Annotated in this window: 1 protein-coding gene and 1 pseudogene; both read left to right on the top strand. The window is 46.9% G+C overall.

The genetic code is table 11. The annotated features are described in order from the left end of the window. Window positions 1–944, top strand: a 944-nt coding sequence (gene gcvT, locus A3729_RS28485) for a glycine cleavage system aminomethyltransferase GcvT (protein WP_068634537.1), incomplete at its 5' end; no start/stop codon positions are given. Window positions 945–1049: 105 nt separating this feature from the next. Then, window positions 1050–1176: pseudogene (locus A3729_RS28490) on the top strand (glycine cleavage system protein H); the annotation flags it as partial.

Raw genomic sequence — 1176 nt, forward strand, 5'->3', positions numbered from 1 at the left:
TGTTCGATGTGTCGCACATGACAATTGTTGATGTACAGGGTAAAGACTCTCGTGACTATCTTCGTTATTTGTTAGCGAACGATGTCGACAAGCTGCAAGAAACAGGCAAAGCACTCTATAGTGGCATGTTGGATGAGAAGGGTGGTGTGATCGACGACCTGATTGCTTATCGTATGCCTAAAGACTATCGCCTAGTGGTTAATTGCGGTACGCGAGAAAAAGACCTGGCTTGGATGAACAAGCAGGCTGAAAAATTTGATGTGGAATTGATTGAGCGCCCCGAGTTAGCCATGGTGGCCATTCAAGGCCCCGAAGCTATACAGAACATTAAGCAGGCTTCTCCTGATAATGCCGAGCTTATCGATAGTTTAAAAGTGTTCCAAGGCTTGGAAGCTGGCGATTGGATGTTCTGTCGCACCGGCTATACCGGTGAAGACGGTTTGGAAGTCATGGTGCCAAGCGATGCTGTTGCTGACTTTTGGAAAGCTTTGGTTGAAGCGGGTGTTAAACCATGTGGCCTGGGTGCCCGAGACACACTGCGTCTTGAGGCAGGTATGAACCTATATGGCTCCGATATGGATGAGTCTGTAACGCCGCTTCAGTCTGCTATGGGCTGGACAGTATCTTTCTCAGAAGACAGGGACTTCATTGGGAAAGCAGCGCTACTTGCGCAGAAAGAGCAGGGCGTATCGAGCAAATTGGTAGGCTTGGTGCTTGAGCAACGCGGTGTATTACGTGGCCATCAGAAAGTAATTGTTGAAGGTGTTGGCGAAGGTGAAATTACTAGCGGTAGCTTTTCACCTACACTTGGCTACTCGGTTGCCTTGGCGCGAGTACCTGCTGCGACGGGAGATAGTTGTGCTGTCGATATGCGTGGAAAGCAGGTGCCCGTTAGAGTGGTGCGCCCGCCTTTTGTTCGTAATGGTAAAAAAGTATTCGAGTAAAAAGCTCGTGCTTGTTGCTTAAATGTAGCAGGAACTTGCCAGAATAAATTTATTCACTATTTTAGTATTTGATTTAATTGTTATTTAGTTTGAGGATTGCAAAACATGAGTCTTATCCCTGGAGAATTGAAGTATCTATCTAGCCATGAGTGGGTTCGTCTGGAAGAAGATGGCGAAACCGTTACTATAGGTATTACTGATCATGCACAGGACCTACTGGGCGACGTGGTAT

Source organism: Oleiphilus sp. HI0043, from assembly GCF_001634935.1.